The sequence below is a fragment of the Stenotrophomonas sp. genome, assembly GCF_032099025.1.
Taxonomy (GTDB): Bacteria; Pseudomonadota; Gammaproteobacteria; order Xanthomonadales; family Xanthomonadaceae; genus Stenotrophomonas.
In genome coordinates this window covers 440,091-455,341 of the sequence record NZ_DAMCID010000001.1, presented here as the reverse complement: position 1 = coordinate 455,341, position 15,251 = coordinate 440,091, and the positions used below count along the sequence as shown (strand labels likewise).

Annotated in this window: 11 protein-coding genes; 8 read left to right on the top strand and 3 right to left on the bottom strand. The window is 68.0% G+C overall.

From position 1 onward, the window contains the following. The first annotated feature begins 34 nt into the window (after positions 1-34). Genes RT456_RS01950 through RT456_RS01940 form a run of 3 tightly spaced genes read left to right on the top strand, consistent with a single transcriptional unit; the run spans position 35 to position 4,742 of the window. Entirely contained in the window at positions 35-1,546 is a 1,512-nt protein-coding gene (locus RT456_RS01950; protein WP_313341728.1) for a basic amino acid/polyamine antiporter, read from the top strand. A gap of 47 nt (positions 1,547-1,593) precedes the next feature. After that, positions 1,594-3,021: a basic amino acid/polyamine antiporter gene (locus tag RT456_RS01945; protein WP_313341725.1), complete on the top strand. Its 1,428-nt coding sequence runs from the start codon at positions 1,594-1,596 to the stop codon at positions 3,019-3,021. After that, the gene (locus RT456_RS01940; protein WP_313341722.1) at positions 3,018-4,742 is read left to right on the top strand and encodes an alpha/beta-hydrolase family protein; all 1,725 of its coding nucleotides are present in this window, start codon (positions 3,018-3,020) and stop codon (positions 4,740-4,742) included. The genes RT456_RS01945 and RT456_RS01940 overlap by 4 nt, the downstream gene beginning before the upstream one ends. A 7-nt stretch (positions 4,743-4,749) precedes the next feature. On the opposite strand, the gene RT456_RS01935 is transcribed toward RT456_RS01940, so the two are convergent. From RT456_RS01935 to RT456_RS01925, 3 genes are all read right to left on the bottom strand, one after another. Continuing rightward, a complete protein-coding gene (locus RT456_RS01935; RefSeq protein ID WP_313341719.1) occupies positions 4,750-5,301 on the bottom strand; it encodes a TIGR00645 family protein in 552 nt (183 codons plus the stop codon). A gap of 13 nt (positions 5,302-5,314) precedes the next feature. Then, complete coding sequence (locus RT456_RS01930) at positions 5,315-5,809, bottom strand: DUF6491 family protein (protein ID WP_313341716.1); 495 nt, start codon at positions 5,807-5,809, stop codon at positions 5,315-5,317. A 78-nt stretch (positions 5,810-5,887) separates the two neighbouring features. Next, complete coding sequence (locus RT456_RS01925; protein ID WP_313341713.1) at positions 5,888-6,349, bottom strand: glycine zipper 2TM domain-containing protein; 462 nt, start codon at positions 6,347-6,349, stop codon at positions 5,888-5,890. 311 nt (positions 6,350-6,660) lie between these two features. Here RT456_RS01925 and arcA point away from each other — a divergent pair, with 311 nt between their 5' ends. From arcA to RT456_RS01900, 5 genes are all read left to right on the top strand, one after another. Then, the gene (arcA, locus tag RT456_RS01920) at positions 6,661-7,911 is read left to right on the top strand and encodes an arginine deiminase (RefSeq protein WP_313341711.1); all 1,251 of its coding nucleotides are present in this window, start codon (positions 6,661-6,663) and stop codon (positions 7,909-7,911) included. 79 nt (positions 7,912-7,990) lie between these two features. Then, positions 7,991-9,151 (top strand): efflux RND transporter periplasmic adaptor subunit, encoded by a 1,161-nt coding sequence (locus tag RT456_RS01915; RefSeq protein WP_313341709.1) that lies wholly within the window; start codon positions 7,991-7,993, stop codon positions 9,149-9,151. After that, positions 9,148-12,303, top strand: coding sequence for a multidrug efflux RND transporter permease subunit (locus tag RT456_RS01910; protein ID WP_313341706.1), 3,156 nt, complete (start codon positions 9,148-9,150; stop codon positions 12,301-12,303). The genes RT456_RS01915 and RT456_RS01910 overlap by 4 nt, the downstream gene beginning before the upstream one ends. Next, positions 12,296-13,714: an efflux transporter outer membrane subunit gene (locus RT456_RS01905; RefSeq protein ID WP_313341703.1), complete on the top strand. Its 1,419-nt coding sequence runs from the start codon at positions 12,296-12,298 to the stop codon at positions 13,712-13,714. The genes RT456_RS01910 and RT456_RS01905 overlap by 8 nt, the downstream gene beginning before the upstream one ends. A gap of 40 nt (positions 13,715-13,754) precedes the next feature. Further along, a complete protein-coding gene (locus tag RT456_RS01900) occupies positions 13,755-15,218 on the top strand; it encodes a DcaP family trimeric outer membrane transporter (RefSeq protein ID WP_313341701.1) in 1,464 nt (487 codons plus the stop codon). The last annotated feature ends 33 nt before the right edge of the window (positions 15,219-15,251 follow it).

Here is a 15,251-nt window from a genome sequence, read left to right as displayed (position 1 = left end):
GGATTGCGGATAGCAGCGTCGCGCAGTGCGGAATATGCGCGAAATACTGAGCCGCATCTCACGTCGAATTGACGATTTGCTCTCCATCCTGAATGCTCCAACCTGCATGCGGACGCTGGCCATGTCCTCGAACGTCGTGAAGATGACGCGCACGCAACTGACCGCCATGGTGGTAGGCGGAATGATCGGCGCGGGTATTTTTTCCCTCCCCCGGACGTTCGCCAGTGCCACAGGTCCCCTGGGTGCGGTCGTGGCTTGGACGATCGCCGGCCTCGGCATGTACACGCTGGCGCGGGTCTTCCAGATGCTCGCGGAACGCAAGCCTGATCTGGACGCCGGTGTGTTCGCCTACGCCAAGGAAGGGTTCGGCGACTACCCCGGCTTCCTGTCCGCGTTCGGCTACTGGATCGGCAGCTGCATCGGCAACGTCTCGTACTGGGTGTTGATCAAATCCACCCTCGGCGCGTTCTTCCCGGTCTTCGGCGACGGCAACACCGTCGTGGCCATCCTCGTGGCCTCCGCCGGCATCTGGCTGTTCCACTTCATGATCCTGCGCGGTGTGCAGCAGGCCGCGGCCATCAACAAGATCGTCACCATCGCCAAGGTCATTCCGATCGTGGTGTTCCTGGTGATCATGGCCTTTGCCATGAAGATGGACCTGTTCCGGTTCAACTTCTACGGCGGCGACCTGAGTGGCAGCATCTTCGAACAGGTCCGCGCGACGATGCTGGTCACGGTGTTCGTGTTCCTCGGCATCGAGGGGGCGAGCGTTTACTCGCGTTACGCCAAGGACCGCAAGGACGTGGGTGCGGCGACCATCACCGGCTTCCTGGTGGTGACCACCTTGATGGTGCTGGTGACGCTGCTGCCGTTCGCGGTGCTGCAGCGGGCCGACATCGCCGGCATGCGCCAGCCGTCCATGGCCACGGTGCTGGAAGCGGTGGTGGGCCACTGGGGCGCGATATTCGTGAGCGTGGGCCTGCTGGTGTCCGTGCTGGGTGCCTACCTGACTTGGTCGCTGATCTGCGCCGAGGTGCTCTCGGCCGCCGCGCGAACCAAGGACATGCCGGCGATCTTCGCGCGTGAGAACGCCAACGGCGTGCCTTCGTCGGCGCTGTGGGCGACCAACATCATCATCCAGCTGATCGTGATCAGTACCTACTGGTCGCGGGATGCCTTCTCGCTGATGCTCAACCTGACCAGCGCCATGTCGCTGATTCCGTTCCTGCTGGTGGCTGCCTACGGCCTGCAGCTCACCCTGCGCGGCGAGACCTACAACGAGCGGCCCAACGAGCGTGGGCGCGACCTCACCCTGGCCATCCTGGCCACGATCTACACCGCGTTCCTGTTGTATGCCGGTGGCATCAAGTTCATCGTGCTGTCGGCGGTGCTGTATGCGCCCGGCAGCCTGCTGTACGTCTGGGCACGGCGCGAGCAGGGCGGGAAGATCTTCACCAAGGCGTCGGACCTCATCATCCTGGGCCTCGCCGTGGTGGCCGCCCTGGTCGGCGTGTACTGGATCGCGACGGGCTACATCCAGATCTGAAACGTGCGTGAGCGAGGACCACCCCACCGGACGAGGATCGTGCCGCGATGAGCCCTGCCGTGGGTAGCCGCAAGTTGTCGCTGCTGGAGCTGACCGCACTGGTGGTCGGCTCGATGATCGGCTCGGGCATCTTTGCGTTGCCGGCCGCGTTCGCCGCCAATACCGGGGTGAATGGCGCGTTGGTCGCGTGGGCCATTGCCGGTACCGGCATGCTGATGCTGGCCTTCGTGTTCCAGTCGCTGTCGCGGCTGAAGCCGGAGCTGGACACCGGCATCTACGCATACGCTCGGGCCGGGTTCGGCAACTACGCCGGCTTCCTCTCCGCCGTCGGCTACTGGCTGGGCTGCTGCCTGGCCGATGTGGCCTGCCTGATCCTGATCAAGGCCACGCTGGGGCAGTATTTCCCTGCGCTGGGTGATGGCACCACGGTGGTGGCGATATTGTCGGCGTCGGTACTGTTGTGGGGCTTCCACTTCCTCATCCTGCGCGGCATCAAGGAAGCCGCGTTGATCAACACCATTGCCACGGTCGCCAAGCTGGTGCCGCTGGCGGTGTTCATCGTGTTCCTGTTCATTGGGTTCCGTGCCGACGTGTTCGCCCTGAACCTGTGGGGAGGCGAGCCGCCCGGCGCAGGCACGCTCTGGCACCAGACCCGCGGCACGCTGTTGCTCACGGTGTTCGTGTTCGTGGGCATTGAAGGCGCCAGCGTGTACTCGCGGCACGCGCGCCGCCGCGAGGATGTGGGCATCGCCACCGTCGCCGGCTTCCTTGGCGTGCTGTGCCTGCTGGTGATGGTCACCATCCTGTCCTACGGCGTCCTGCTGCGACCGGAGCTGGCCGCGCTGGCCACGCCGTCGATGGCCGGGGTGATGGAGGCCATTGCCGGGCGTTGGGGTGCACTGTTCATCAGCATTGGGTTGCTGGTCTCCGTGCTGGGCAATTACCTGTCGTGGTCGCTGCTGGCGGCCGAGGTGCTGCATTCGGCCGCGCTCAACGATGCCATGCCCCGCGCGCTCGCCCGCGAGAACCGCGCCGGCGTGCCGGACGCGGCGCTGTGGCTCACCAACGGCGTGATCCAGACCTTCCTGCTGGTCAGCTGGTTTGCCGACTATGCCTTTACGTTGGCACTGAAGATGACCAGCGCGATGACGCTGGTGCCGTACCTGCTGGTGGCCGCGTACCAGCTCAAGCTCTCGCTGGGCGCGGAGGGCGGGGTGGACGCGGCGGCACACGCGCGCATGCGCTGGATCGCCGGTGCGGCCACCGTGTATGCGGCCGCCATGTTGCTGGCCGGTGGCAGCCGGTATCTGCTGTTGTCCAGCCTTCTGTATGTGCCCGGTTCGCTGCTGTTCTGGGCGTGGCAGCGGCACCGCGGCGTGGTGTTCCGCCCGGCTGAGACCGTGGTGTTGCTGCTGCTGTGCGCGATGGCGGTGACGGCCGTGGTCGGGTTTGGCAGCGGCTGGTTGCGGCTGTGACGCGCGCGCGGGCGGCGGCACCGCTGCGAAGCGGACTGGCGCGGTTGATTGCGCCGTATCGCGGCCCGCTGTGCCGCACCGGAGTGCTGTTGGGTGCGTTGTGCTTCATCGCCTCGCTGACGCCCAGTCTGGTACCGCGCGGCTTCGTCGCGCAGGGGGTGCTGTCAGGCGTGTGCTTCGCGGTCGGTTACCTGATCGGCGTGGCGCTGGCGGCCCTGTGGCGACGGCTGATGCTGCCCGAGCTTGGGCACGGCCCGCTGCAGCGTGGCCTGCGCTGGCTGCCCTGGGTAGGCCTGCTGGCGTGTGCACTGACCGTGTGGTGGGTGCGGCCCTGGCAGGACTCGGTGCGCGCGGTGATGGGGCTGCCGCCCATGGACGAGGGCTACTCGCTGCGGCTGCTGCTGATTGCGCTGCTGGTCTTCGCCGTGCTGCTGGTGGTCGGGCGTGCCTTCGCGTGGGTGGCCCGACGGGTGGGGGCGCTGTCGCGCCGGGTGATGCCGGCACCGGTGGCGCGGCTGCTCGGCATCGTGGTGGCCGCGGTGCTGTTCTTCAACATCGCCAACGGTGTGTTGCTGCGCGGTGCGCTGCACACGGCAGACGCCTCGTTCCGCAAGGCCGATGCACTCATTCCGCCCGAGTCCACCGCGCCCACGGTGCCCGGCACGACCGGAGGTCCCGGTTCGCTGGTGGCCTGGGAGCAGATGGGCCGGGCAGGGCGCGACTTCGTCAGTGCCGGACCGGAGGCGGCGGAGATCGCGGCGTTCACTGGCAGGCCCGCGCAACGACCGCTGCGCGTCTATGCCGGCCTGCCGGCGGCGCAGGACGCGCGTGCCCGGGCGCGGCTGGCACTGCGCGAGCTGCAGCGCCAAGGGGGGTTCCAGCGGCGCAACCTGGTGGTGATCACGCCGACCGGCACCGGCTGGGTGGACCCAGCCGCAATCGACAGCGTGGAGTACCTGCTGCACGGAGACGTGGCCAGCGTGGCCGTGCAGTACTCGTACCTGTCCAGCCCGCTGTCGCTGCTGGTCGAGCCCGAGTACGGCGAGGAAACGTCGCGCCTGCTGTTCGCGGAGGTCTATGCCTACTGGCGTACGCTGCCGGTGGAGACGCGGCCACGGTTGTACGTGCACGGGCTGAGCCTGGGCGCGATGAACTCCGAGCGCTCGGTGAACCTGTTCGACATGATCGATACGCCCATCGACGGTGCGCTGTGGAGCGGCCCGCCCTTCGCGACGCGCACCTGGCGACAGACGACCAATCAGCGCAACGCCGGCTCCACCGAGTGGCTGCCCGTATTCCGTGACAGCCGCACCGTGCGCTTCATGAACCAGGGCGGCAGTCCGGTGCCCGCCGATGCGCCATGGGGCCGAATGCGGGTGGTGTACCTGCAGTACGCGAGTGACCCGATCACGTTCTTCACCCCGTACGATGCGTGGCGGGAGCCGGACTGGATGGCCGAGCCGCGTGCGCCGGATGTCTCCCCGGCGGTGCGGTGGTACCCGTTGGTGAGCATGCTGCAGCTGGCGTTGGACATGCTGCTGGCCGACCGCACGCCGATGGGCTACGGCCACGTGTTCGCGCCGTCGCACTACGTGGCCGGTTGGCAGGCGGTGCTGGGCACGAACGACTGGAGCGCCGCTGACCTCCGTCGCCTCGCGTCCCTGCTGGACCCACGGCGACGCCAGCAGATCGAACAGCGGCGCAGCGCGGCCGGCGGCTGAGCGCCGCTCAGGGCTCGCGGGGCGGATGCGGTGTCCGGGTCTGTTGGGACAGGCGTTCGATGATCGCCAGAATCAGTGCCGACAGCAGCAGCATGCCGTGGATGACCGACATCCAGCGCAATACCTCTGGTTCGATCACCAGGCCTTCCTCCAGCTTCATGAAGATCCGCAGCAGCGCAATGGCCGAGATCGCGATGATCGACCCCATCAGCTTGGTCTTCATCGCGCCGAAGTCGACGGTACCCATCCAGACCGGGCGGCGTTCCTGGCCGGAATCGATCCGGGTGACGAAGTTCTCGTAACCGGCCAGGGTGACGATCAGCAGCAGGTTCGCCACCAGCGACATGTCGATCAGCGACAGTGCAAGCAACACCGCGTCGGACGGCCCCAGATCGGCAATGTGCATCACGTAGGTGGCCAGTTGACGCAGGAACACGAACAACAGCAGCAGCAGGGCGACCACCAGTCCGAAATAGAACGGCGCCATGATCCATCGCGCATCGAACAGACTGCGCGAGACGTTGCGGCGGATCAGGCTGCGAAAGTGTCCCATTGGCATGGCCGCTCAGCCTTCAGTCGTCGAACCGATCGGACACATCCGGCCCGGTGTCTTCCACGACGTCGGCAGGGCGGTCACCGTAAAGGGTGTTGCGCATCTCGCGGCGCGCATCGCGTATGGCGGTGCCGTCCAGCGGGCGGATCCGGATGATGCGGCAGGACTGCGGCATGGCCACGCTCATGGTGCGTGGAATCACACTGTCCCAGCGGGCGCTGACGGTGCCGAACGAATTGGTGATCTGTACCGTGTGCGCGATGGACAGGCCCGTGCAACGGCCGCGCAGCTCAAGCAGGTGGCCGCGGCTGGAGCTGGTCCATATCGCCAGGGCGCGGTCGCCCAGCGGTGTCCACTGGGTATGGCGCACGAAGCGGGTGAGCTGGAAGGACTGCACCGGTGGCCCGGCGTGCTGGACGTACAGATTGAAGCGGTCCTGGGTGGTCATGGTGGGCGACGTGGCGCAGCCGCCCAGGGTCGCCACGGCAAGCAGGGACATCAACAGAATGCGCATGACGGTTCCTTCGGCTGGACAGACCGGTGACGTGCCCGTCCGTGGGGGACGGGGCACGTCATCAGGGGCATCCCCGGGTCAGCGGGTGACGCGGGTCGTGGTGCCGTCGCTGGAGACGCGCACGCGGTCGCCCACGCGGTAGTCGGACGGGTTGCCGTCCTGCACCACCGCAACGGTCCGGCCGTTCTCTAGCTGCACGGTGATCTCCACGCCGTTGCGTACACCTCGCGCCAGCGCGTTGCTTGCCGCGCCACCGGCCGCGGCACCGGCGATCGCGCCGATGGTATTGGCGCGGCTGCCGCCACCGATCGAACTGCCGGCCACGCCACCGATGCCGGCGCCGACCAGGGTGGCCACGCCGCGGGAATCATTCTGGATCTGTACCGGACGGATCGACTGGACCGTGCCGGCTTCGACCGTCTGCGCGCGCCCGACCTCGGACCGGTTGAAGGTGCTGGGGGTGGTATGTGTGGCGCAGCCGCCCATGAACAGGGCAGACGCCAACAGCGCCGTTGCGGCGCCTGCATGTCGAAGTTTCATCTTGTGTCTCCATCGGAATAGCACGCGGGACAACGGAAATAGGAACAGCCAGCCTTGACCGTAATCTGCTCCATGCAGCAGCGATTAACTACGCGGCGGGTAACGGCGGCGTGAAAGCGCGCGGGCACCCAGCAGGCGCAGCATATTCAGCAATTCAAGGGGTTTTTGCCGCTATCCAGATTCCGACGCTCACGTGCGCTTTACCTTTCAAGGACTAGTTCTTCGCGCAGCAACGACGTACCTGGCGGCCAACCGCAGCAACGGGCGGGCGGCTTCTTTTCCCGTCATTTCGTGCAACGGAGAGACCCGCAATGTCCACTGCAAACGTCTACGGCGTACATTCCGAAGTCGGCGTCCTCAGGAAGGTGATGGTCTGTGCGCCAGGCATGGCACACAGCCGGCTGACGCCCCGCAACAAGGACGACCTGCTGTTCGATGATGTCATCTGGGTCGACAACGCAAAACGCGACCATTTCGATTTCATGTCCAAGATGCGGGCGCGCGGCGTGGACGTGGTGGAAATGCACGACCTGCTGACCGAAACCCTCGAGAATGTCGAAGCACGCAACTGGATCCTGGACCACCAGATCAACGCCAATGAAGTGGGCGTGGAGTTCATGGCCGAGGTGCGCGCCTACCTGCAGGGCCTGCCGGCACGCCAGTTGGCTGAAACCCTGATCGGCGGCCTGAGCGTCCTCGACCTGCCGGACGACTTCGCCGGGCCTACCCTGCAGGCCGTGCGCGAGGTGCCCGATCTGGTCGGCTACCTGCTGCCACCGCTGCCCAACACGCTGTACACACGCGACACCACCTGCTGGATCTACCAGGGGGTGACGCTGAACCCGCTGTACTGGCCGGCGCGGCATGAGGAAACCATCCTCACCACGGCGATTTACAAGTTCCATCCCGACTTCACGAAGGCGGACTTCCCGATCTGGTTCGGCGACCCCACCGTCGACTACGGAAACGCGACGCTGGAAGGCGGCGACGTGCTCATTCCGGGCAATGGCGTGGTCCTGATCGGCATGAGCGAGCGCTCGTCGCGTACGGCCATCACCCAGGTGGCGCAGTCGCTGTTCAAGAACGGGGCGGCCAAGCGAGTGATCGTGGCGGTGATGCCCAAGCTGCGTTCGGCGATGCATCTGGATACGGTGTTCACGTTCGCCGACCGCGATGTGGTGACCGTGTTCCCGGGCATCGTCGACCAGATCCATACCGTGTCGCTGTATCCCAGCGACAAGGAGCCCGGCCTCGAGATCGTGTTCGAGAAGAAGCCGTTCTGCGATGTGGTCGCCGAGTCGCTGGGCTTCAAGCAGCTGCGCATCGTCGAATCCGGCGGTGACCGCTACGCGGCGGAGCGCTCGCAGTGGGACAGTGGCAACAACCTGGTGGCCATGGCCCCCGGGGTGGTGGTGGCCTACGACCGCAGCACGCAGACCAATACCGACCTGCGCAAGCAGGGCATTGAAGTGATCAGCATCGTCGGGGCCGAGCTGGGGCGTGGCCGGGGTGGCGGCCACTGCATGACCTGTCCGTTGATCCGGGACGCGGTGTCTTTCTAGGCACGGCGCAACCGACACTTCCTCGCAGGGCGGCCGGCGCCGAGCCGTGCCACCCCGCGACACCGCGGAGGCCAGAAGGATGCAATCCCTTGGGTGGATGGCGCGTGCATGGCTGCTGGCGGCGGTTGCGCTGGCGGCTGGCTGTGGGCGCGGCGGTGGAGCGGACGGTGCGGAGCGGCCGCCAACGCTGGTCGCCGTTGAAGTGGTCAAGGCGCAGGCCGTGCCCAACCTGGTGGAGTTGCCCGGGCGGGTGGAGGCCAGTCGTTCCGCCGAAGTGCGCGCGCGTGCCGACGGCATCGTGGAGCGCCAGCTCTATGTGGACGGCACCGAGGTCGCGGCCAACGCGCCGCTGTTCCAGATCGATCCGCGCGACCTGCAGGCCCGCGTGCAGCAGGCACGTGCCTCGCTGGCCTCGGCCAAGGCCGCGCGTGCGCAGACGTCGTCGATGCGGGCGCGGTTGTCGACCCTGGTGCAGCGCAAGGCCGTGAGCGTGCAGGAATACGAATCGGCGCAGGCGTCGTTCCGCCAGGCCGACGCGGCGCTGATGGAGGCGCAGGCCGCGGTGGACCGTGCGGTGCTGCAACTGGATCACGCCACCGTGCGCGCACCGATCCAAGGGCGTACCGGGCGCGCGCAGGTCAGTGAAGGGGCGCTGGTGAGCGCCGCTGCGGCCACGTTGCTCACCCGGATCGACCAGGTGGACCCGGCGTTCGTGATCTTCAATCCGTCCAACATCGCGATGAACGCGCTGGAACGCGGCGTGGCCGAGGGCCGCATCGACGTGGGCGACGACCGCCAGGTGCAGGTGACGATCCTGCTCGACGGCGGCGAGCGCCTCGCCACCCCCGGGGTGGTCGACTTCAGCGAGACCGCGATCGATCCCGCCACCGGCAGCCGCACCCTGCGTGCGCGTTTCGCCAACCCCGACGGGCGGCTGCTGCCGGGGCAGTTCGTGCGCGGTGTCCTGGCCGTGGGCAGCATCCGCAACGGCACCAGCCTGCCCGAACGCGCCATCCAAGTGGGCGAGGACGAGGCCAGCGTGATGCTGGTCAACGATGAAAACATCGCGGTGCGGCGGGTGGTGACGTTGGCCGGCCAGGCCGATGGCCGCTGGGTGGTGCAATCCGGACTCACCCCCGGTGACCGGGTGATCGTCGATGGCTGGCACAAGATCCAGCCCGGCCAGCCGGTGTCCATCCAGACCGCGCCCATTGCCAAAGCGAAGGCCAAGGCCCCATGAGCGGCTACTTCGTCTACCGGCCGGTGCTGGCGTGGGTCATCGCGCTGTTCGCCATCCTGTTTGGCGGCATTGCCTTGAACAGCCTGCCGGTGGAGCAGTACCCGGATGTGGCGCCGCCCTCGCTGAGCATCTCGGCCACCTTCGTCGGCGCCGATGCGCAGACGCTGGACCGCACCGTGACGTCGGTGATCGAGAACGAGCTGAGCGGCGTGGACGATTTCCTGTTCATGACCTCCACCAGCCGCGCCAACGGTACCGCGCAGATCCGGGTGACGTTCCGCAGCGGCACCGACCTGGACATCGCGCGTTCGCAGGTGCAGGACCGCCTGGCCCGTGTCGAACCGCGCTTGCCGGACGAGGTGCGGCAGATGGGCGTGCGGGTCTCCCAGGCCAGCAATGGGTTCCTGATGCTGATCTCGCTGCAGTCGGACACGGGGCGCTACTCGGCGCTGGAGCTGGGCGACTACGCCAACAGCACCATTGCCGACGAACTGCGGCGTGTACACGGTGTGGGCGATGTCACCCTGTTCGGCTCCAGCTATGCGATGCGGATCTGGCTGGATCGCGAGAAGCTGGTGAGCTATGGCATCTCACCGGGTGAGGTGATGGCGGCGGTGCGCGAGCAGAACGCGCAGACCGCCGGAGGTGGACTAGGCCTGCAACCCACCACACCGTCCACCGAAACCACCGCGCAGATCGTGATGCGCGGGCGCTTCAGCACACCCGAGCAGTTCCGCCAGGTGATCATCCGCGCCACGCCGGGCGCCGCCACGGTGCGGCTGGGCGATGTGGCGCGGGTGGAGCTGGGCAACGACAACTATGCGTTCAACCTGCGCCTGAACGGCCAGGAGACCGCCGGCCTGGCGGTATCGCTGGCCACGGGCGCGAACGCCCTGTCCACCGCCACCGCAGTGCGCCAGCGCATGCAGGATCTGGAGACGAGCTTCCCGGACGGCATGCACTGGACGACCCCGTTCGACACCACCCCGTTCATCACCGAATCGGTGAGCGGGGTGGCCGTCACCATGGTGCAGTCGCTGGTGCTGGTCTCCATCGTGGTGCTGCTGTTCCTGCAGAGCTGGCGTGCGGTGTTCGTGCCCACCATCGTGGTGCCGGTCTCGCTGCTCGGCGCGTGTCTCGGCCTGCTGGCGTTCGGGGTCTCGATCAACCTGCTGTCGCTGTTCGCGATGGTGGTGGCGATCGGCATCCTCAACGACGATGCCATCGTGATCGTGGAGAGCGTCGAGCGGATCATGCGCGAGGACGCGCTGCCGCCGCGCGAGGCCACGGCCAAGGCGATGGGTCAGCTCTCCGGGGCGATCATCGCCACCACGCTGGTGCTGCTGGCGGTGTTCATCCCGATGGGTTTCTTCCCCGGCTCGGCCGGCGGCATCTACCGCCAGTTCGCCATCACCCTGAGCGTGTCGCTGGTGGTGTCCACCATCCTCTCGCTGACCCTGGCGCCGGCCATCTGCGGTGCAATGTTGCGCCCGGCAAAGGAACAGGTGGGGAAGGGCGGTCCGCGGCGCCGGTTGTTCAGTGCGATCAACGCCGGCCTGGACCGCAGCACCCGCAGCTACGCCGGGTGGGTGGGCGGCATGCTGCTGCGCCCGTGGCTGTGGATCGGGGTGTTCCTAGTGGTGGTGGCGGTCACCGGCGTGCTGTACGCGCGGCTGCCCGGCGGCTTCCTGCCCACCGAGGACCAGGGCTATATCTTCGTGGCGTACAACGCCGCGCCCGGGGCGACGATGGCCCGCACGCGTGCGGCGGCGGAGCAGGCCGAGGCGATCCTGCACCAGCAGCCCGAAGTGCGCAACGTGGCGACGGTGATAGGTTTCAGCTTCTTCGGCCAGGGCCAGGCGGTGGGCATGTCCTTCGTCGACCTGCATCCGTGGGCGGAACGCAGCGGCGGCGAGCGCAGCGCCATGTCGTTGGCCGCGCGCATGAACGCGGCGTTCTCGCGCATTCCGCAGGCGCAGGTGTTCGCGCTCAACCCACCGGCGATCCAGTCACTGGGCAACGCGTCGGGCTTCAGCATGAAGATCGAGGACCGCAGTGGTGTGGGTGGCGCGGGCTTGAATGCCGCCGCCATGGGCATCACCGCGCGTGCGGCGGCCAGTGAGCGGCTGTCCGGCGTGCGCCCGGAAGGCATGCCGCGTGCCCCGCAGCTGTTCGTGGACATCGACCGCACCCAGGCGCGTGCGCTGGGTGTGCAGCTGTCGCAGGTCAACCAGGCGCTGGGGATCATGTTCGGCTCGGCCTACGTCAACGACTTCGTGCGCCAGGGCAACGTGCTGCGGGTATTCATCCAGGGCGACGCCGACCAGCGCATGCGTGCCGAGGATGTGTCCGACCTGCGGGTGATCGGCAGCAATGGCCAGTCGGTGCCGTTCTCGGCGTTCGCCACCACACGCTGGACGGTGGGCGAGCAGCAGGTGGAGCGCTACAACGGCTTCCTGTCGGCCACGGTGTCGGGGCAGGGCGCGCCCGGCGTGGCCAGCGGCGCCGCCCTGCAGGAAATGGAACGCATCGCCGACGATGTGCTGCCACCGGGCATGCGCCACGAGTGGACCGGTACCGCGCGCGAAGAGCGCGAAGCCTCCGGTCAGGTGGGCATGCTGCTGGGCCTGGCCTTCATCGTGGCTTTCCTGCTGCTCGCGGCGCTGTACGAAAGCTGGGTGACCCCGGTGATCGTGCTGCTGGTGGTGCCGCTGGGCATTCTCGGCGCCGTGGTATTCACCGGGATGCGCGGCATGTCGGCCGATGTCTACTTCACCGTGGGCCTGGTCACCATCATCGGCCTTGCGGCCAAGAACGCGATCATGATCGTGCAGTTCGGCCTGGATGAAGAGGCGCGCGGCGTGCCGACCCAGGACGCGATCATGCAGGCGGCCAGGCAGCGGCTGCGTCCGATCCTGATGACCAGCCTGACCTTCATCGTGGGCATGGTGCCGCTGGTGATCGCCACCGGTGCCGGCGCGGCCAGCCGCCAGGCGGTGGGCACCGGCGTGCTGGGCAGCATGCTCACTGCCACCCTGTTCGGCGTCTTCTTCACCCCGCTGTTCTACTTCCTGCTGCGGCGACGCGCCCGCGCCCGCACGGTCGACCCCGCAGCCGCTGCAGCCGCGCGCAACGGGGATGCCGATGGCTGACCGCATGCTCTGGCGCGTGGGCGTGGTGCTGGCGGTCTCGCCACTGTGCGGCTGCAACCTGGCGCCGGACTATGTGCGCCCGGACGCGCCGGTGCCCGCGCAGTTTCCGCAGCTGCCCGCCGGGGGCGCAGCCGCGCCGGCGATTGCATGGCAGGCCTTCTTCCATGATCCCGTGTTGCGCGATCTGGTCGGCCAGGCGCTGGTCTACAACCGCGATCTGGCCGGCGCCGCGGCCCGTATCGAGCAGGCGCGTGCGCAGTTCCGCATCCAGCGCAGCCAGCGGTTGCCCGGGCTGGATGCGAATGCATCCGGCCAGCGCCTGCGCACGCCCCTCAGCGCCGCCGACGGTGCGCCGCGGGTCACGGTGGACAGCTATGCGGTGCAGGTGGGCATACCGTCATTCGAACTGGACTTCTGGGGCCGCGTCGCCAACCTCAACGAGGTGGCGCGACGCCAGTACCTGGCCACCGTTGAAGCACGCAACACCGCCGAGCTCTCGCTGGTGGCCAACGTGGCCGCCAGCTACTACGCGGTGCGCGCCAGCGAGGAGGGCATCGTGCTGGCCGAGCGTTCGCTGTCCAGCCGCCAGGAGACTCTGGAACTGGCTCAGCTGCGCATGGATGCCGGGCTGACGTCATCCATCGACTTCAACCAGTCCTATGCGCTGGTCACGCAGGCCGAACTGCAGCTGGCGCAGCTGCGGCGCAACCATGGGCAGGCGCTGCAGCTGCTGCAGTTCCTGGTGGGCAACCCGCTGCCGCCGACGTTGCCGGCCGGGCTGCCGCTGGATCCCGACGCGCAGCTGACCCGGCTCGCTCCGGGGCTGCCGTCGGCCCTGCTCGAGGCGCGCCCGGACGTGCGCCTGGCCGAGCACCAGCTGCGCGCGGCGAACGCCAACATCGGCGTGGCGCGGGCCCTGTACTTCCCGATCATCGCCCTGACCGGCGCTGGCGGCTACGCGTCCAGCGACCTGTCCGGGCTGGTTTCGGACAGCAACCGGGTGTGGTCGTTCGGTGCCGGTGCCGTGCTGCCGCTGCTCGACTGGGGTGCGCGCCGCGCGCGCGTGGACGGCGCCAATGCCGGCCGCGACGAACGCGAAGTGGCCTACCAGTCGACCGTGCAGAACGCCTTCCGCGAGGTCGCCAGCGGGCTGATCGCGGCCGAGGAGAACGACCGCCAGATTGCCGCGCAGGTGCGCGCCGTGGACGTACAGCAGGCGCTGGTGGTGACCGCACATGACCGTTACGACGTCGGCCTGACCCCGTACCTGGAGGTGCTCGATGCCGAGCGCAACCACTTCGCCGCCGAACAGAACCTGCTGCAGCTGCGTGCGGCGGCACTGCAGGACGCCGTGAACCTGTACGCCGCACTGGGCGGCGGCCAGGACCAGCGGGAGCAACCCGCCGACTGAGGTTCCCTTTTTCATGACACGCCAGTGAGGGCCGCTTCCCATGCGCATTCCCACCCGCTCGATCTGCCTTGCCGCCGTGCTGCTGCCGGGCGCGGTCGCCGCCCAGACCCGCGACGCCAGCCAGGACGCCGAGATCCAGCGCCTGCGCCAGACCGTGGACCTGCTCACCGCGCGCATCCAGGCGCTGGAGACGGGGCAGGCCAGTGCAACGCCCGTGGCGCCTGCGCCTGCGCCTGCGCAGCCAACCACCGCCGTGGCCGCGACCCCAGGCGCGGTCGTGGTGCCCGCCGCGCCGCTGGTTGCGGCCACGCCTGCATCGTTGCAGGTGCCGCCGTCGCCATTGCCGGCACGCGAACCCTTCGATGAGGATGACCAGGCCAGCGCCCGCGTCGACAATGAAGTGCCCCCGGGTGACGAACTGGACGGCTTCTTCCTGATCCCGGGCACGGGCACCTGGCTGCGCCTCGGCGGCTACGCCAAGCTGGATGCGATGTTCGACAGCGGCGATGCCGGCGACAGCGACCAGTTCATCACCTCCGAGATTCCGGTCGATGGTGGCCGCGACAGCACGCGTTTCAACATGCACGCACGGCAGACCCGGCTGACCCTCGAAGGGCGACGCGATACCGGCGCCGGCCAGCTGCGCTTCCTGATCCAGAACGACTTCTTCGGCTCGGGCGGCAGCTACGGCTACCGGCTGCGGCATGCGTGGGGGCAGCTGGGCAACACCTACGTGGGCTTCGGCTGGTCGGCCTTCATGGACCTGGACTCCGGCCCCGACACGCTGGACTTCGCTGGCCCGGGCGCCTCGCCGTCGGCGCGGCTGGCGAGCATCCGCCAATACTTTCCGCTGGGCGGCGGCAACCAGATCATCCTGGCCGCCGAGCATCGCGCGCCCGAGCTGCAGTTCGGTGGCGCAACGCAGCGCTCGCGCACGGCGGCCCCCAACCTGGTGCTGGCCGCCCGGCATGAAGCGGGCTGGGGCAGCCTGCAGGCGTCCGGCCTGCTGCGCTACCTGGCCTACGATTCGGCGCAGGACAGCAACGAAGGCAGTGACAGCGCCATGGCCGGTGGCGTGGCATTGACCGGCACTTGGGGCGGCGGCGACAACGGCGATTATTTCGTGTTCGGCGCGCTGGGCGGGCAGGGCATCGCGGCGTTCCTGGGTGACCTGGGCGGCTTGAACCTGGATGGCGTGGTCGATCCGCAGGGCGAGCTGCAGGTGATGCAGCAGTACGGCGGGTGGGTGGGCTATACCCACCACTGGACCCAGCGCTGGCGCTCCACCGTGACCTATAGCCGCCTCTATCTGGAGCGCGACACGCTGCTGGATCCGACCACGTTCCGTCGCAGCGACTACGCCGCCGCCAACGTCATCTGGCAGCCCGCACCCAGCTGGAGCTGGGGTGCCGAACTGCTGTACGGCAAGTTGCAGGAGCAGAGCGGCGCCAGCGGCGACGTGTTCCGCCTGCAGACCGCGATCAAGTACGACTTCGTGAAGTAGGAGGCATCATGGCCACATGCTCGAGACATCGCC

Excerpts from the sequence above, each read along its gene's own strand:
- RT456_RS01950 (WP_313341728.1), top strand. The coding sequence starts at position 35 with ATGCGCGAAATACTGAGCCGCATCTCACGTCGAATTGACGATTTGCTC.
- RT456_RS01945 (WP_313341725.1), top strand. The coding sequence starts at position 1,594 with ATGAGCCCTGCCGTGGGTAGCCGCAAGTTGTCGCTGCTGGAGCTGACC.
- RT456_RS01935 (WP_313341719.1), bottom strand. The coding sequence starts at position 5,301 with ATGCCAATGGGACACTTTCGCAGCCTGATCCGCCGCAACGTCTCGCGC.
- RT456_RS01930 (WP_313341716.1), bottom strand. The coding sequence starts at position 5,809 with ATGCGCATTCTGTTGATGTCCCTGCTTGCCGTGGCGACCCTGGGCGGC.
- RT456_RS01925 (WP_313341713.1), bottom strand. The coding sequence starts at position 6,349 with ATGAAACTTCGACATGCAGGCGCCGCAACGGCGCTGTTGGCGTCTGCC.
- arcA (WP_313341711.1), top strand. The coding sequence starts at position 6,661 with ATGTCCACTGCAAACGTCTACGGCGTACATTCCGAAGTCGGCGTCCTC.
- RT456_RS01915 (WP_313341709.1), top strand. The coding sequence starts at position 7,991 with ATGCAATCCCTTGGGTGGATGGCGCGTGCATGGCTGCTGGCGGCGGTT.
- RT456_RS01910 (WP_313341706.1), top strand. The coding sequence starts at position 9,148 with ATGAGCGGCTACTTCGTCTACCGGCCGGTGCTGGCGTGGGTCATCGCG.
- RT456_RS01905 (WP_313341703.1), top strand. The coding sequence starts at position 12,296 with ATGGCTGACCGCATGCTCTGGCGCGTGGGCGTGGTGCTGGCGGTCTCG.
- RT456_RS01900 (WP_313341701.1), top strand. The coding sequence starts at position 13,755 with ATGCGCATTCCCACCCGCTCGATCTGCCTTGCCGCCGTGCTGCTGCCG.